Origin of the sequence: Pseudoalteromonas sp. SR44-8 (assembly GCF_014163635.1) — a bacterium.
Classification (GTDB): domain Bacteria; phylum Pseudomonadota; class Gammaproteobacteria; order Enterobacterales; family Alteromonadaceae; genus Pseudoalteromonas; species Pseudoalteromonas rhizosphaerae.
The window spans coordinates 93,600-110,669 of record NZ_JACJDS010000007.1 but is presented as its reverse complement, the minus strand read 5'-3'; the positions used below and the strand labels follow the sequence as shown (position 1 = coordinate 110,669).

17 protein-coding genes are annotated in these 17,070 nt (G+C 40.8%); 3 read left to right on the top strand and 14 right to left on the bottom strand.

Annotated elements, in window-relative coordinates; translation table 11 throughout:
• Window positions 1-34 precede the first annotated feature (34 nt).
• On the top strand, window positions 35-526 hold the full coding sequence (locus H5183_RS05090; RefSeq protein WP_182731097.1) for a GspH/FimT family pseudopilin: 492 nt from the start codon (window positions 35-37) through the stop codon (window positions 524-526).
• Between the two features lie 22 nt (window positions 527-548).
• Here the strand turns inward: H5183_RS05090 and H5183_RS05085 are convergent, their stop codons facing one another.
• The 13 genes from H5183_RS05085 to murJ all read right to left on the bottom strand — a co-directional run bounded on the left by H5183_RS05085 (window position 549) and on the right by murJ (window position 15,429).
• Window positions 549-971: a type IV pilin protein gene (locus H5183_RS05085; RefSeq protein WP_145237238.1), complete on the bottom strand. Its 423-nt coding sequence runs from the start codon at window positions 969-971 to the stop codon at window positions 549-551.
• Entirely contained in the window at window positions 955-4,164 is a 3,210-nt protein-coding gene (locus tag H5183_RS05080) for a pilus assembly protein (protein ID WP_145237241.1), read from the bottom strand. Before H5183_RS05080 ends, H5183_RS05085 begins: the two co-directional genes overlap by 17 nt.
• Before the next feature lie 10 nt (window positions 4,165-4,174).
• Window positions 4,175-4,657, bottom strand: coding sequence for a pilus assembly protein PilX (locus H5183_RS05075; protein WP_145237244.1), 483 nt, complete (start codon window positions 4,655-4,657; stop codon window positions 4,175-4,177).
• On the bottom strand, window positions 4,645-5,634 hold the full coding sequence (locus H5183_RS05070; protein ID WP_145237247.1) for a PilW family protein: 990 nt from the start codon (window positions 5,632-5,634) through the stop codon (window positions 4,645-4,647). The genes H5183_RS05075 and H5183_RS05070 overlap by 13 nt, the downstream gene beginning before the upstream one ends.
• A 1-nt stretch (window position 5,635) precedes the next feature.
• A complete protein-coding gene (pilV, locus tag H5183_RS05065; protein ID WP_145237250.1) occupies window positions 5,636-6,196 on the bottom strand; it encodes a type IV pilus modification protein PilV in 561 nt (186 codons plus the stop codon).
• Window positions 6,197-6,329: 133 nt separating this feature from the next.
• The gene (locus H5183_RS05060; RefSeq protein WP_182731096.1) at window positions 6,330-7,031 is read right to left on the bottom strand and encodes a LytTR family DNA-binding domain-containing protein; all 702 of its coding nucleotides are present in this window, start codon (window positions 7,029-7,031) and stop codon (window positions 6,330-6,332) included.
• Window positions 7,028-8,068: a sensor histidine kinase gene (locus H5183_RS05055; protein ID WP_145237256.1), complete on the bottom strand. Its 1,041-nt coding sequence runs from the start codon at window positions 8,066-8,068 to the stop codon at window positions 7,028-7,030. The genes H5183_RS05060 and H5183_RS05055 overlap by 4 nt, the downstream gene beginning before the upstream one ends.
• 38 nt (window positions 8,069-8,106) lie before the next feature.
• Entirely contained in the window at window positions 8,107-9,036 is a 930-nt protein-coding gene (ispH, locus tag H5183_RS05050) for a 4-hydroxy-3-methylbut-2-enyl diphosphate reductase (RefSeq protein WP_182731095.1), read from the bottom strand.
• Complete coding sequence (gene fkpB, locus H5183_RS05045) at window positions 9,036-9,494, bottom strand: FKBP-type peptidyl-prolyl cis-trans isomerase (protein ID WP_182717082.1); 459 nt, start codon at window positions 9,492-9,494, stop codon at window positions 9,036-9,038. Before fkpB ends, ispH begins: the two co-directional genes overlap by 1 nt.
• Complete coding sequence (lspA, locus tag H5183_RS05040; protein ID WP_145237265.1) at window positions 9,491-9,991, bottom strand: signal peptidase II; 501 nt, start codon at window positions 9,989-9,991, stop codon at window positions 9,491-9,493. Before lspA ends, fkpB begins: the two co-directional genes overlap by 4 nt.
• A gap of 9 nt (window positions 9,992-10,000) precedes the next feature.
• Complete coding sequence (gene ileS, locus H5183_RS05035; protein WP_145237269.1) at window positions 10,001-12,829, bottom strand: isoleucine--tRNA ligase; 2,829 nt, start codon at window positions 12,827-12,829, stop codon at window positions 10,001-10,003.
• 25 nt (window positions 12,830-12,854) lie between these two features.
• Window positions 12,855-13,781, bottom strand: coding sequence for a bifunctional riboflavin kinase/FAD synthetase (gene ribF / locus H5183_RS05030; RefSeq protein WP_182731094.1), 927 nt, complete (start codon window positions 13,779-13,781; stop codon window positions 12,855-12,857).
• 109 nt (window positions 13,782-13,890) lie between these two features.
• Window positions 13,891-15,429, bottom strand: coding sequence for a murein biosynthesis integral membrane protein MurJ (gene murJ, locus H5183_RS05025; protein WP_392352530.1), 1,539 nt, complete (start codon window positions 15,427-15,429; stop codon window positions 13,891-13,893).
• A 297-nt stretch (window positions 15,430-15,726) separates the two neighbouring features.
• On the opposite strand from murJ, the gene rpsT reads away from it, so the two are divergent.
• Complete coding sequence (gene rpsT / locus H5183_RS05020; protein WP_145237275.1) at window positions 15,727-15,987, top strand: 30S ribosomal protein S20; 261 nt, start codon at window positions 15,727-15,729, stop codon at window positions 15,985-15,987.
• A 92-nt stretch (window positions 15,988-16,079) separates the two neighbouring features.
• Here the strand turns inward: rpsT and H5183_RS05015 are convergent, their stop codons facing one another.
• The gene (locus H5183_RS05015) at window positions 16,080-16,463 is read right to left on the bottom strand and encodes a response regulator (protein WP_145237278.1); all 384 of its coding nucleotides are present in this window, start codon (window positions 16,461-16,463) and stop codon (window positions 16,080-16,082) included.
• A gap of 109 nt (window positions 16,464-16,572) precedes the next feature.
• On the opposite strand from H5183_RS05015, the gene H5183_RS05010 reads away from it, so the two are divergent.
• Window positions 16,573-17,022 (top strand): hypothetical protein, encoded by a 450-nt coding sequence (locus tag H5183_RS05010; RefSeq protein WP_145237281.1) that lies wholly within the window; start codon window positions 16,573-16,575, stop codon window positions 17,020-17,022.
• Window positions 17,023-17,070: the final 48 nt, after the last annotated feature.

Below are 17,070 nucleotides of genomic sequence, written 5' to 3'. Positions count from 1 at the left end.
TATAAACAACGGAGCAAAGCGACTAGGAACCACGTTGATTGAAACTATGGTAGTGTTAAGCATTATGTCAATAATGTGCCACTTAGTTTTATTTAATTATCAGCCATTACTCATAAATATCCGCCTTGACAACCATATCGCAAAAGTAAATCGAGCTATTGGCTTATCCCGTTTAAGCGCAGTATCTTATGGCGCAAACGTAACATTTTGCGCCCTTAAAAATAATCAATGCCATAGCGATAATTGGCACAAAGAACTTACTGTGTTTACTGATACTAACAAGGTAGGTAAATTTGATGGTAAAGATAAGGTTCTATTTTACATTGAACCAACACACTCTGAAGATATGCTCACCTACCCTAGGCCATTTATTACTTTTCGATATAACGGCACACCCATGGGCTTTCATAACGGTACATTTATATATTGTCCTAAGTATAAACAAGCAAGCCACAAAGGGCTTGCTATATCTATAAGCTATACTGGCAGAACGAAGATTAAAAATACCTCAAAATGCCAAGAGTAACCAAAAATAAAGCCATTACAAACTATTTACCCCAGCACATTGCAGAATTCGCTTTCGGTGTTGCGGTTTTTAGTCCTGCATCATCAATAACAAAGGTCTTACAGTCATCATCTTTTAATGGAGGACCAGCAACTGGAGTTGCTGTAAAGCTAAATGTCCCTGCATCGTTATCGACTTCAACCTCAATAGTATAAAAACCATGCTCAGTTGGTGTCGTTACACCAATATTTGCTAAATCATTTGTATATTCTCGATTATCAACAAAGAACTGCTCTTGCCGATTAGCCGCATCAAGTAATGACGTGATTGCTTCTGTGCGAGCAGTCCGTTTAACATGTTCAAAATAGCTTGGTAGAGCAATTGAGGCAATAATGCCTAATATTGCTACAGTGATCATGAGCTCAATTAATGTAAACCCTCGCTGCATGTTATTTTTGGTTGTCATTATTCTCTCGCTTATAGATAAAGGTTTGTTGAGTTTTAAAACCAAAGCCAATGGGCACCGCATCACTCACAAGCTTAATTTTGCCATCTTCATCAAACGTAATGCCTGGCCCTAGGATCTCTTTTGGTATAAATGGGTTTTTCGCACTAAATTCATCTTCAGTCGCTTTAGTTTGCTTTACTCCTGGTCCTAGTAATAAAAACTGGCTTTGTTCATTACATGCTTTACCATCACTGTCGCAAACTTCTGAGGTGCCAAAATAAAGTTGCGGTGTATCTGGTACATCATTGCTCGTGACATAACGCAATTGGTTATATACCTTGCTTCCGTAGTGCAAGTGAAATGCATATAAACCGCCACTTCCTCCACTTAAAGAACATTGGTTAATCGTGGCATCTGCTGAAGCTGGTGTGAAACTTGTAAAATAAGCAACTCCTCCAACTACAGTTGCAGCTGCGAGCGACTTTTCACCACTGCGAGGAAGATCATAATACCAACCGCTTTTTTTACTAAGCTTCACTTCCTCTTCTGTAAACTGCTCAATATCATCTAGCGCATTTGCAAAAGGATCACTATTTACATTCATTAAATCACTAGGCGTAATAGTCTCAGGAATGTCATCTCCTATAAATGACATGGTCACAGTATTAATATCACGGATCATATACAATTGATCTTGTACCGTTGTTAGTGTTGGCTTTGGTCTATTACCACTACCAATTAATATTGCGTCAAATGGGGTATCCTCGCGGATTATACTTGTTTGATTATTGCTTGTGGTACTGGTTACCTTGCTAAACATTGTACGTGCTACGGTCGCCTTATAAAAAAAGCGCCTATCTTGACTAGAAATTGCTCCCCCCAATTTAGCAAGTTCGAAATGGGTCCAAGGGTTTTTACTGTCGGTCGGGTTTGCACTTGGCATATCTACACGCCAAATACTACCCGCAGTATCTGTTGCATATAAGCGATCTATAAAACCGTCATAATCTGAATCAAGTATCGAAACTGTTGCTGCAATACTATGTTTTCCTTTAAAGCCTGTTTTAGGCGTTAATTCCCAAACCAAGCTACCGTCTGATGCATTGACGATATATATACCGCGCCCTTTCGTATCATTACTGAGTGATACATTGTCTTTATTAGTATCAAAACCAGCACCAAAAATTAACACTGGCTCTTTCTTTCCCTTAATATATGACACAGTTGGAGCAGACCAAGTTTGTGCTAACTCTTTATAAACTCCACTGCCACCTTGAATTGTCCACATTAATTTTGGTACATCTGGATTAGTAATATCTAATGCATAATATTGGTTACCACCACGTCGCATACCGAAGAATGCCCACACGCGATCACCAGCTTCAACAACACCATCACGATCAGCATCATCAAAAAATACAGTAATTGGGCCGTCAACACCGTACACTTTGGTGTCTGCTAGATTATTACGTAATGGAGTTAAAATTTTATATAAACTACTTGGAATAAATGACCATGTTTCGCTAACATCCTTACCTTTATCTTGGAACATATGCAGAAAACCAGCATTAGTACCAATCAATATGCGAATGTCACCACTACCATAATCAATCGTAACTGGCTTTGAGTGTAATGGATCACCAAATATATCTTTTCGTTGATCACGCCGAGAGCTATCTTTATCTTCATCATCAACATCTACCCCTCTAGCCCATTCAATAGTTGAACCAACACTATTGATATCTGTGCCAAAGCTAGTAGCAACCTTAGCAAGACTACCGAATGCGGTTTGCAACGTTGAGCTTTGAAACTCAATCAATCCTCCTTTAGGGGAATCTGTATAAACAGTTCGCTCTGCTAAATTGGTAAGGTGTAAATTGACACCACCACTTTCTACCGAATTACCATCAGGTGGAGTGTTCTCGGGTAACCAAAATGTCGATGCGGTTGACTTAATCAACCCATCGTCGTTCAGTGCAGGGGTCGAATTGGCATCAACTATTTCAGTTCCTGACACTTTTAATTTTTTCAAATTACCACGCCAGCGAGCGCCGGTTTCAGGGTAAAACATAGCGTAATATATAGATTCTCGACTACGAGTTTGATCAACATTATTACTAGCTATGGAAGGTGAAGTAAAAGTATCGTTTACTTCACGGATATTGGTGATGAATTTTTTAAATGCATCAGCTAATTGCTCTGCAGTATCTGCATATTCGTATTGACCACCACCGAGTGTAGCGGTTTCCTCTAGTAGTTTTTTACCAGAGCTACTCATCCCCGATCCAAAGCCCACGGTATATACACGGCCGGTTTCGTGAATATCGGGAGTTTGAGGATACAAATCAACAACGACCTCTTCGATGTTAGCCTTTTTATTCGCGTCTACACCATGAATTACTTTAGCTAACTGATGTAAGTAGTTACTGTAGATGTAATCATTATTATTTAAATAACGACCGAAATATGACTTATATGCTTCACTTATCGCACCGTCACTATTATTATCACTTCCAGCAGATGGATCACCGTCCGTCATATAAATTATATTTACTGAGTTATCACAGCGCTTAGCTTCCTCTACACTATCTGCAAAAGGTGAAATATACGAATAACTATATTTATCTTGCCATTCATACCTACAATTCCACCCCCAGTTGTTACATTTACGAACTTGCTCTCTTCCCGCATAGACTTTACTCTCAACATTTGTATCCCTACTGCTCTCACTGAGATTTAGCGCATAGTGCAAACCTTTCCCTGTAATATACAAATATGCTTCCCAAAGAGTTTCAGCTAATGGAGTACCACCATCGGCGGGTAGGTTATCTATTGATGCTTTTATAGCATTGTGTGAGCTACCAATACCATTCAATATATAACCGCCATCAGTACTGTTATAGCGCATAAGCCCAAAATCGATGTCAGGGTTACCGGTGATCAACTCAGTCATAGCATCTTTAGCCACTCCAAGTCGACTGTCATTACATACCTTCCAGCCACCATTATTATATTGACCACAATCTTTACCTGTTTTGGATGAAAACGCCATACTGCCAGAGGTATCAAAAATCAATAAAACTCGCGCTCTTTCGTCTATTTCTACATTATGGTTTACATATAATTCAATATCTTCCGCATAGCATTGCATACTTAAAAGTACCGCGATACTAAGTGAAATATTCATAACTAACTTTTTAAACTTGATCATATTTACTCACTTAACCGCCAGTATTTAAGCTTGCCATTTCCTGAGCAATGCCTGATGTTACTGTTATAGTATGTCTGCTTTTTGAGCCAAACGTAATGGTACTGTTTACCTGCACCATATTGCACGAAATTCCCGCTGTAAAATTAAACTTTCGAGGACATGGTAAGTCTAGTGCACCATTATTTAAATTACTCATCGTACTTGTTGTATCATCTATCTGAGGCAGTTCAAGCGTGCCATTTGGTATTTGAGCTCGAGTATATAGAAAATGACTTGTGCCGCCCTTGTTAGCCTCACCTGCAATCAATTGTTGTACGTTACCCATTAATAAATTTTCAGCTTCTTCTCGCTCAAATGCAGCATTAGTAATTTTTATATCTACACTACTACTGCTCATAAGTGTCACCGCAATGCCAGTGACAGCGACCACCATAATCAAAGCAACGACCAACACAATTCCTTGCTGTTTGGCAGCTGGTTTTAAATACGCCATAAGTTAGCCCCCACATTATTTAAGCGAATAGTTGTTGTAAATAAAGCTCGACGAAACCTGTCATTAAACCTAAGCACTCGTTGACCTGCATCCTCACCTAAAGTATACGTTTGATTGAGCTGATTTAAGTCTGCATATTCTTGTAATGACCGCACCAGTATAAAAACTTGTACGGTTAATATTCCTCGGCGGTTTTCCCAATCTGTTGCTGTCATCATTCCTACGCTTCGATAAGCATCCACACGGCCGTCATTATTTGTATCTAGCCCAAATAAAAAACGCATGTTTTCAACACCTTCCATAATAGTCTCAGTAATCATTTGGTCTTTTCTGGCGCTAAGTCGGCGTCGCATTAGTACCGGCACATTGATATTTTGTCCATTGACTTGATAAGTTTGTTCATCAATGTAATAAACGTGGTGACGATAACGCCAAATCGTTGCATTGCCGTTTATAGTCCCAGCAGCTATTGGGCCTTTGCGAAATTCAGCTCGCTCTTGCTCAGCTATAAAGTAATAATTACTTGAACTGGTATCAGCAGGATCAATTTGCAGACCCTCTAGAAATTTCACCTGTAAGATATCTGTTGTATCGTTTGAATCTGTAATACAGTTCAACTGCGCGCCTCCAGTTGATTCAAGTGCAAATACCGAACGAAAATTACTATTTGCATTATTAACGGGGAAACTACCGTTATTAAGTCCAGAAAAACAATCACCAGTAGGGTTGGTTAGAGTTGTGGTATTTTCTTTCGAAAATGAATCTTCGTAGAATGTCCCCCAAAAACCGATTTGCTCTATATCGCGCTGCATAATATTTAATGCTAAACGACCCGTTTCTTGTAATTCACCAATTACCATAGTATCTCTGGTCGTTACTTTCATACTTATGTAAGTAAACATAACTCCGCCGAGCACTAAACCACCAATAAAAAGTGCGATCATCATTTCGACTAAAGTGAAACCTCGCTGCTTCATGCTAGCTCCTTGAATAAACATAGCTTTTTAGTACCATAACGCGGCGTGTATTACTTTCTTCGCCACATGTTATTTTTTTTGTCTCAGCATTAGCAGTGATCTCTTGACGTCCCCGCCAACTTACCACGACTTGAATATTAAACCCTCTGCCACCATTACCTGCCGCTACAGTATTTTCTATACACACAGTGGCGTCATCGAGCGCGCCAGTATTTTCACGGGCTTGTATGGCACGGATCCATTGTTGACGATCTAGAGCAGCTATTTGAGCTGAGCTACATGTATCGGTGTAACATGTTCGAGACTGTTCTAGTGCTGTGTTACTGGTGAATGTGCCATTATACTGAGTGATTGACGCAACTCGGTCATTTGCTCGTATCCGTTGAATAATGTCATTACCTAAAGCAACTGCTGCTGCTCGTTGCATAGAGTCGAAGCTGGCTTGTTTTGCTTTTGCTTGTAATGCGACCGCACCGAGTAGGCCAAAGCTTAAAATCACAAACGCAATTAAAACCTCTATTAACGTAAAACCATGTTGCGATGTATGCTTGATGGACCTCATATTACACCCAATATAAAACTACCTGATTATAAGGATATGCTTATAATATGTAGATACAAGATGGGTTAGGATGAACGGTTATATTTGTTGATGAATGGTTAACTATGCATTTTTGCTGCAAAATTTAATGTGCTTAAAGATGCTCTTTTACTGTTTTATAAGCGCGTCTACTTACTGGTAATAAACAACTGCAACCTTCTAATAAAACCACATGACTGCCATCTTCAGCTTTTTTTAGAGCGATTAGCCGGGACAGATTAATCACTATCTTGCGGTGAATTCGTAATAACTGTGTAGGATAATCCTGCTCGAGTTGTTTTAAGCTTTGATCAAGCAATGCCTCACCGTTAGCAAAAACTAAACGCGTGTATTTCTCTTCAGCTATAATATAACAAACATCCTCTAATGCCACACTGCGTGTCACCCCCGCAAGCTGATAACTGATTGCCGCTGGACGTTGCTTTTGTAGATGGGCGCGTGTTAAACGACCTAGTTGATCTATTGTTTTTGCTAGATTTTGCTCCGTCACAGGTTTTACTAAATAACCCGCGGCACTGAGTTGCAAAGCTTCTAAGGCATGCTCAGGATGAGCGGTGACGAAAATAATAGCCGGAGGGACAGACAACTTGTTCAATTGTGTTGCAACTTCTAAACCGCTCATAGCAGGCATATCAACATCCAGAAATACAATATCAGGAGCCTGCAGCTTCACTTGTTGCAAAGCCTCGTTGCCATTACTTGCTTGTGCTGCATGGTTATAGTCTGGGTAATGAGCAAGTAATCGCTGTAAGCGAGCACGTGCTAGTGGCTCATCATCAACTATGAGTACCTTCATGCTTGCTCCTTGGCATTATTGATAGCCAAAGGCAGTACTAACTTTACCCGAAAAATATCACCTCGTGTTGTCATTGTCAGCTTTGCATGACCTTGATAATAAAGATCTAACCGCTGGCGAATATTATTCAGCGCCATGCCATTACCTGAGCGTTTCTGCTGCTGCGACGAGATTGGATTTTCAACTAAAATGACTAACGAGCGTTTACTAATATGTAACTCGACGTAAATTATAGCGCCAGTCAATGAAGGCTCAACACCGTGACAAACAGCATTCTCTAGCAGTGGTTGTAATGTTAAGCACGGAATAGTTATCTCTGGCAATTGCTCCGGTAATTGCCAGTTGACTTGTAAACGATCAGCAAACCGCCAACTTTCAAGCGCAATATATTGCTGAGTCAGTGCGATTTCATCACTTAGTGCAGTCTCTTTCCCCACTCGCATTGCCGCTTGAGATAATGCCGCGAGCGCTAAAATCGCTTGCTCTGCAGCTTGAGGATCATAATGAGTAAGCTCCGCTGCGGTATTGAGGCTGTTGTATAAAAAATGCGGACGAATACGTGCCTGTAAGGCATCTAGCTCTGCGCGAGCCAACGCATTAGTTTGCTGGTCTTTTTCAAAATGAATAGTTAAAAATTGAATAAATAATGCGGTGACTAAAAAAGCGACTAATAAGTTTCTTAAAATAAACTGATAAGTATGTTGTTGTGCAATAAAGTCGCCTCCATAGGTCACTAACAATCCGCTGAAAACCGCCGTTGTAAGTAGTAATGAAGCCATTAAAGCACTTAATTGCCAAGGCTGACCCAAGTTTGCAAGTGGTTTACGCAGTAAGTAAAGCCAAGTTAGACTAGACAAAAATGTGAGATGTAAAAACAGGCTGATCCCGCCGAGGCGGATCCAAATGTCATCCGCAGTTGCAGGAGCGAAAGCTAGTATAGTGGCGATAACTTGCGCAACGACTAAAGTAGCAAGTACGCCGCGTTCTTTAAACAGCGCCGCAAAAAGCAAAGTATTGGTTTGCACCGACTTGCTCATTGCGCGCTCCTTAATAATGTCCTGTCAGTACGCTAAGGTTAGCGTAGCTCAACGGGTACAGCAAATACGATATTCTCTACTTCGCCAGGGTTTTCAATAACCTGTTTACCGCCTAATTCTTTAAGGCGGTTAATCACTTGTTGTACAAGCACTTCAGGGGCTGATGCACCCGCGGTAACACCAACCGCATTGACATTAGCAAACCATTGATCTTCAACATTACTGGCGTCATCAATTAAGTAAGCAACAGTACCCATTTTATCAGCAAGTTCACGTAACCGATTTGAATTTGAGCTATTTTTAGCACCAACAACTAATAACACATCTACTTTATCAGCTAAGTCACGTACCGCATCTTGGCGATTTTGTGTGGCGTAACAAATATCGTCTTTACGTGGGCCATCAATCGCTGGAAACTTACTTCTTAAGCCACCTATAACATCTGCGGTATCATCTACCGATAATGTAGTTTGGCTACAATAAAATAAGTTATTTGGATTTTTCACGTTTAGTTTGGCAACATCTTCAGGCGTTTCAACTAAATAAATACCACCTTTAGCGTTATCGTATTGCCCCATGGTGCCTTCAACTTCAGGGTGACCATGATGACCAATTAAAATACACTCGATACCTTTACGACTAGCGCGGGTCACTTCCATATGCACTTTAGTGACCAATGGACATGTTGCATCAAATACTTTTAAATCTCGACGCTTAGCTTCACTGCGTACAGCTTGTGACACGCCATGGGCACTAAAAATAACAATGCTGTCGTCTGGCACTTGATCCAATTCTTCAACAAACACCGCACCACGTCTTTTCAAACCATCTACCACGTAGCGGTTATGGACAACTTCATGGCGCACATAGATCGGTTTTTCAAAGATATCTAACGCACGTTCAACGATACTAATCGCACGGTCGACTCCCGCACAAAAACCGCGCGGATTTGCCAATAAAATTTCCATTAGTTACTTACCTTAGCAATATCGGTAACCTCTAAAATATCAACTTCAAAAGTTAAACGTTGACCTGCAAGCGGATGATTAAAATCGATGGTCACAGACTCACCCTGCACTTCACGAACAACTCCTGGTAATTCGGTACCATCAGGTTGAGTAAACGCAATAATAGAGCCAATTTTTGCCGGCGTTTCTGGGCCAAACTTACTACGGTCTACATAGTAAATATTATCTGGGTTTGGTTGACCAAAAGCATCTTCTGGCTCAAGTTCAAATGACTTGCTGTCACCAGACGCTAAACCAAATAAGCATTTTTCAAAGTTAGCCGTTAGACTACCATCACCCATCGTTAATTTTGCAGGCTTATTATGCACTTTGGTTGAATCTGCCGCAGAACCATCCGATAGCTTAATTGAGAAATGAAAAATAACCTCTGATTTTTCACCTATAACTGCTTGGCTCATGCTTTTTGCTCCTTAGGACTTTCGCCAGTAAAGGCATCAAATAATAATAATGCGGCACCAATACAAATCGCACTGTCGGCAATATTGAACGCAGGAAAATTCCAGCTTTCATAATAAAAGTGTAAAAAGTCAATCACATAACCATGGCTGATACGGTCATATAAATTGCCAATTGCGCCCGCTAATACTAACGAGTAAGCACTGCATAAAATTTTATTAGTGGCAGGTAAACGTTTTAGCCACCAGATCAATAATACGCTGATTGAAATAGCAATAACGCTTAAAAACCAACGTTGCCAACCACCCGCTTCACTTAAAAAACTAAAAGCTGCGCCATAGTTATGCACATAGGTTAGATTGAAAAATGGCAATATATCAATTGATTCGCGTAAATTCATGGTTTTAACAACCAGTGTTTTACTGGCAAAGTCTGCTACTAAAAGTAGCAAACTTAACCAAAGCCACACTAAACCACTTTTTTGGGCTAGTTTGCTCACTTCCTACTCCTATGCGAATTGGCGTGTTTCGCCTTCGCCATCTACGTTGCTAACACAACGACCACAAATTTCTGGATGCGCAGGATTTGCACCTACATCATCACAGTAATGCCAACAACGTTCGCACTTTTGTGCATCGGTAGCTGATACGCTGATGTATAAGCCTTCAATTTCAGTTGTTTGAGTTGCATCTGGTTGTGTATCAACAGCTGTAACAGTAACGTTAGATGTTAAGAATACAAAGCGAAGCTCATCACCCAAAGCTGCTAATTTAGCTGCAAGCTCTGCATTGGCAAAAATATTCACATTAGCTTGGAGTGTCGCACCGATCACGTCTTCTTTACGTGCACCTTCTAACACACGGTTTACTTCATCACGCACAGTAAGAATCGTTAACCAATCGTCATTACTAAACTGGCCTTCGCCAACCGCTTTTAAGCCATCATACCAAACTGAGGTAAACACATATTGGTCACGTTCACCTGGCAGTGCTTGCCAAATCTCTTGTGCGGTAAAGCTCATGATTGGCGCCATCCAGCGCGTCATAGCTTCGGCAATATGATATAGAGCTGTTTGACATGAACGACGGGCATGACTATCACTTTTCGCTGTGTATTGACGGTCTTTGATCACATCTAAATAGAAGGAACCAAGCTCACCAGTACAGAAGTTCATTAGCTTTTGCGTTACTTGGAGCATTTGGTAACTTTCGTAAGCCGCCAAAATTTCATCTTGTAATTGCGCCGCACGGCCAACAATCCAACGATCAAGTTCAACCATGTCATCAATAGCTACTTGGTCAGTTTTAGGATCAAAACCACTTAAGTTAGCGAGTAAGTAACGGCTAGTGTTACGAATACGACGGTAGCGATCCGCAGAACGGTTGAAGATTTCATCTGATACGGTCATTTCTGCAGTGTAATCAGTTGAAGCAACCCACAAGCGTAAAATATCTGCACCGAGTTTATTCATCACATTCTGTGGTGAAATAACGTTACCTAGCGATTTTGACATCTTACGGCCGTTTTCATCCACAGTGAAACCGTGAGTTAGCACTTGACGATATGGTGCATGACCATTAATTGCCACTGACGTCATCATTGATGACATAAACCAACCGCGGTGTTGATCTGAGCCTTCTAAGTATAAATCAGCTGGACCAACTAAATCTTCGCGAGCATCAACCACACAGGCGTGCGTTACACCAGAATCAAACCATACATCTAATGTATCTTGCACTTTCATGTATTGCTGAGCATCAGCTTCACCAAGTAAAGTTGCAGGCTCTAAGTCGTACCATGCTTGAATACCTGATTTTTCAACCAGCAGGGCTGCTTTTTCAATCAAAGCTTGAGTATCAGGATGAAGAGCACCGGTGTCTTTATCAACAAACAGTGCAATTGGAACACCCCAGGTACGTTGACGTGAAATACACCAATCCGGGCGACCTTCAACCATGTTTGCTATGCGGCTTTCGCCCCATTCTGGCAACCACTGAGTGTTTTTAATCTCTTTTAATGAATCTTGGCGCAAATTAGCTTGATCCATACTAATGAACCACTGCGGCGTTGCACGGAAAATAATTGGCGTTTTATGACGCCAGCAATGCGGGTAACTGTGCGTTAAGGCATGGTGATGCATAAGCGCATTACGCTCAGTCAGCACATCAACTACACTCGCATTGGCTTTGAATACATGTTGACCTGCAAAAAGCTCAGTGTCAGGTAAATAAACACCATTTGCACCAACCGGGTTAGCCACCTCTAAGCCGTATTGTAGACCTGCCACGAAATCTTCTTGACCGTGGCCAGGTGCTGTATGCACGATACCCGTACCAGAATCAGTAGTAACATGATCGGCCACAATCACTGGTACATTAAAATCATAAAATGGATGCGCCACTTGTAAATTTTCAAGTGCTGAACCCGTTACATAACCTAATACGTGAAAGTGCTTAAAGCCGTAGCGATCCATTGCATCTTTAACTAGCTCTGACCCTATAATCAAACGCTGCTGCGCGCCTTCATCATCAACTTGCACTAAGGCATATTCTAGTTCAGCATGTACGGCAACCGCACGGTTAGCTGGCAGTGTCCATGGTGTAGTTGTCCAGATCACTGTACTGACTGTACCTTTACCTTCATGATCGGCTTTTAAATCAAAGGCACTAACAACGGCCGCTTGATCAACAAACTCAAAACGCACATCAATCGCTGGTGATTGCTTATCTTGATATTCAACCTCAGCCTCGGCCAAAGCAGAACCACAATCAGTACACCAATGCACAGGCTTTGCGCCTTTGTGTAAATGGCCTTTTTCGATGATACGTCCAAGCACACGAATTGCGTTTGCTTCGAAGTCAAAATTCATGGTTAAGTAAGGCTTATCCCAATCAGCAAATACGCCTAAACGTTTAAAATCAACTTTTTGGCCTTCAACTTGTTTTTTAGCGTATTCACGACATTTCTCACGGAATTCTGCAGCCGTGACTTTCACGCCTGGCTTACCCACTTTTTTCTCTACCATTAATTCAATCGGTAGACCATGGCAATCCCAACCAGGTACGTAAGGCGCATCAAAATCAGATAAGGTTTTTGATTTAACAATAATATCTTTTAGAATTTTATTTACTGAATGACCTAAATGGATATCGCCGTTCGCATACGGAGGGCCGTCATGCAAAATAAAGGTTTTTTTACCTTTCTTAGCGTTGCGAATTTGACCGTACAGGTCGTCTTCATACCATGTCTTAAGCATTTTTGGCTCACGTTGTGCCAAATTGCCGCGCATTGGAAACGTCGTTTCCGGTAAATTCAAAGTATGCTTGTAGTCGCTCATTAATCCTAGTTTCCGTATCGGCTACCTAATTTAAACCAAAACACTGTTTAGCGGCAGCAACATCAGTTGCTATTTGTGCCGTCAATTGTGTTAATGTCTCGAATTTTTTCTCATCGCGAAGCTTTTTAATTAACTCCACGTGCATAAACTGTCCATAAATATCTTGCGCAAAGTCGAACAGATGAACTTCTAATAATGCGCGTGTTCCATTAAATGTGGGTTTGTTGCCAATATTTGCAACCCCATACACTGTTTTATCGTTTAACGTTACTTGTACCGCAAACACCCCATTTACAGGGCATACTTGCCGCTTTAACGCAATATTTGCAGTCCTAAACCCTAATTCACGACCGCGTTTCCAGCCATGGATCACTCGCCCTGATATTGCGTAATCATGACCTAGCATCGCTTTGGCTTGCGCTAACTGACCTTCAGCTAATGCTTGGCGGATCAAGGTGCTGCTTACTCTAGCATTTAATTGCCGAAAACTCGCGGTGCTTTTTACATCCATATGAGCCGCGAGGCCCATTTTTTTTAGTAAATTAAAGTCACCTTGACGTCTTTTACCAAAGCGAAAATCATCACCTACGGTTAGCGCTTTGACACCCAACTTGTTGATCAGTATCTCTGTTACAAATTGCTCTGCTTCCATATTGGCAAATTGCTGATTAAAACTAATACAAATTACCCGTTCAACGCCTAACTTTGCTAACAAACCTAGCTTGTCGCGTAACCGCGTTAATCGAGCTGGCGCATTATCTCTGGCAAAAAACTCTTGTGGCTGAGGCTCAAATAACATTACCGTACTCGGTAAGTTATATTTTTTAGCGTCATTGAGTAATCCATTGAGTACTTCACCATGACCTAAGTGCACACCATCAAAATTACCAATGGTCAACACACAACCATAATGCTGTGTGCGAATATTGTGGATACCTCTAATTAACTCCATGCCACCTAATGCCTTTGTAAGCGTTATGTACCGAGTAAAATTTCACTTGGGTTACAGAATCACCGATTATACCCAAACCACTTCAAGATGCGAGTTTCAGTTGATTTTTTTAGTCTGATTGAGCACTAACAACGTTTTTTATGGTATTTAGTCTTACCCCGAGTAAAAACAACACTAAAAAGTACACCCCCCCTGCCAGAGCGAGTAAACCTATCAATAAAACAACTTGCTCACTAAAATGCCACTGACGCCATAAAAACTGTGTCGCAGCGTACCAAACTACAGCCCCCATCAATAAGGCGGCGAGCAAACATTTGCAGGTAAACAATAAACTAAAACGCGAAAACTGATAAACCTGCTCTTTGCTTAATTGACGATAAAGCAGGTACGCATTACAACTGGCCGACATTGAAGTCGCAAGCGCCAATCCTAAGTAACCTATAAATGGTGCTAACATAATATTAAAGACCATGTTCAACACCAGCGTAATAATGCCAATACGCACCGGAGTTTTAGTGTCTTGACGTGCATAAAATCCCGGCGCTAAAACTTTGATCAACATAAAACTGACAAGCCCAACAGAGTAAGCCATCACCCCTAAACTCACGGCCTGAACATGATCGACATCACCTTGACTAAACGCGCCATGATCAAATAATACAGAGATGATTAACGGGCTAATGATCATCAAACCAATCATCGCAGGTAAGCCTAAAAAGATCACAAACCGCACTCCCCAGTCTAAGGTGTGCTGAAAATCGCTGCTTTTTTCGCTGCTATGTAATTTAGATAGCGCAGGTAAAATAACCGTCGCGATACCAATGCCAAATAACCCCAGTGGAAATTCGATTAGGCGGTCAGAATAATATAACCAAGCAATTGACCCTGTCATTAACAATGACGCAATCATGGTATCAAGCAGTAGATTAATTTGACTAATAGATACCCCAAACAACGCCGGTAACATTAACTTACGGACTTTTTTTACATTTTCGTCCTGCCAGGCCCAACGTGGTTTACTGAGCATTTTCGCTCGGTACAGAAACGGCAATTGAAACAATAACTGCACCACTCCACCGACAAACACACCAATAGCTAGCGAATAAGCACCAACCGAGAATTTATCGTGTAATAAGATTGCACAGGCAATAATCGAAATATTCAACAGCACTGGCGTAAAGGCCGCAACAGCAAAACGATTATAAACATTCATCACCGCGCCACTTAGTGCAACAAGACTTACAAAAAATAAATAGGGGAACGTTAGCTTAAGTAAGCTACTGGCTAATACAAATTTTTCACCGTCTGGGCCACCTTGCCACCACTCAATAAACCACCCAGTACCAAATAGTGCTGCAATAATTGGCGATGCAATTACACCGATAATAGTTACAACCAGTAAAATAGTACCAAGTGTGCCAGCGGCTTGAGCAACAAACAGCCTGACTTTGTCGTCTCCTTGTTGCTGTTTGATTTCCGACAAAACTGGCACAAATGCTTGCGCAAATGCCCCTTCAGCAAATAAGCGGCGCAAAAAGTTGGGAATACGATTAGCGAATAAAAAAACGTCGGCGGCAGCACCTGCGCCAAGTAAATTTGCGACAACAGCATCTCGCACTAATCCTAAAACACGCGATATCATTGTCATTGCACTTACAATCATACCGGAACGAAATAATCCTTTTGCCACACTAAACCTGCTTTAAAACCAACGATAAAACCAATTATGCCACAGTCTTTTTTATAAATCGCTCTAAAGCACTAGGCTGAACTCACCGCCTTTGTTACAATAGCGGTATTAACTGTGCTAGAGCGGCAAATTGATGTTCGTTATATAGGAGCAGTTTTTCTTGGTATGTCAAATTTTTATTGACATTCACGATTAAAAAAGGCATATTCCACGGCCTTTAAATTAAGCTTATTTTAAGATTGTTAGGAGCAAACCTTGGCTAACATCAAGTCTGCAAAAAAACGCGCTATCACTAGCGAAAAAAACCGTCAGCATAACGCAAGCCGTCGTTCAATGATGCGTACATACTTCAAAAAAGTAGTTGTTGCTATTGAAGCGGGCGACAAGGAAGCTGCACAGCAAGCTTTCGCAGTTGCTACACCTATTTTAGACCGTTATGCAACTAAAGGTCTAATTCACAAAAACAAAGCAGCTCGTCATAAGAGCCGCATAGCAGCTAAGATCAAAGCGCTATAATTTGTTTTTGCTAGAATATAAAAAACCGGTCTTGACCGGTTTTTTTATATCTATCATTTAACGCTTAAAATTATTTAAACACTGTTGTTGCGTTAAACAACGTCTAATTCTGGATAAAACTTTTTCAACATTGCCGCTATTTTCTTCGGTGTAAATGGTTTTACCACAAATCCTTTAGCCCCTTTATCGATTGCATCTTTAACATTCTCAACCGTTGAGTGAGCCGATACCATAACGACATTAGTTTGTGGGTTTATTTCATTGATCTGCGCGATAATCTCTTTACCATCACCGTCTGGCAACTCAATATCTAAAAAAATAATATTATAATCGGCCGCTTGGCAAGCACTTATACATTGCGCAGCTGTCGACGCTTCTCTAACATTTTCAATACCTAAGTGCATTAATGTTTGATGGAGAAAGCTGCGCACTGTTCCCACATCATCCACTATTAAAATTGAAAGCTGCGTATTCATTGTTGATCCCCGTAGGTTATGAACTAGGTTTAAGTTATTATGCTTAATAACTTTTCTAATTTAATAATCTCATTATAGAGAGCTCTGCTTAAAAGGCCAGATTTGCTTTATGTCAAATAATATAAAAAAACAATCCTTGCTAGGAAAAACGCCTCAACGAAAAAAACCAACGGCACCAACTAACAAGCGAAAAGCGCCTGCTCAGGCAAACGTCACGCAAGCACAAACACAAACTGCTAGTAGTGAATTAACTGAAACAAAAAAAAGCCGCACAGGCATTATTGTAGCGGGTGTTATTGTGTTTGCTATTTTAGTTATCCCCAAACCACAGTTATTAACCTATGAAAAATTAGGATTAGTAACGCAAAGTGTATATTGGCCGGGACTGTTTGGTTATGGCGCCATGTTATTTGACTCAAATTTGCAGCCAAATGCCGATTTAGCGCGTAATAGCCTTTATTTATGTCAAAACAATAAGCAACCAGATACTTGTCAAAAATATCGAGTAACCGAACAAGCCGGCTTTTTTTCTGCATTACAAAAATTAATTTTGGATTAAAAAAACTAATCTGAAAATATAAAATTACTTGGTTGAAAGGTGCGCAAA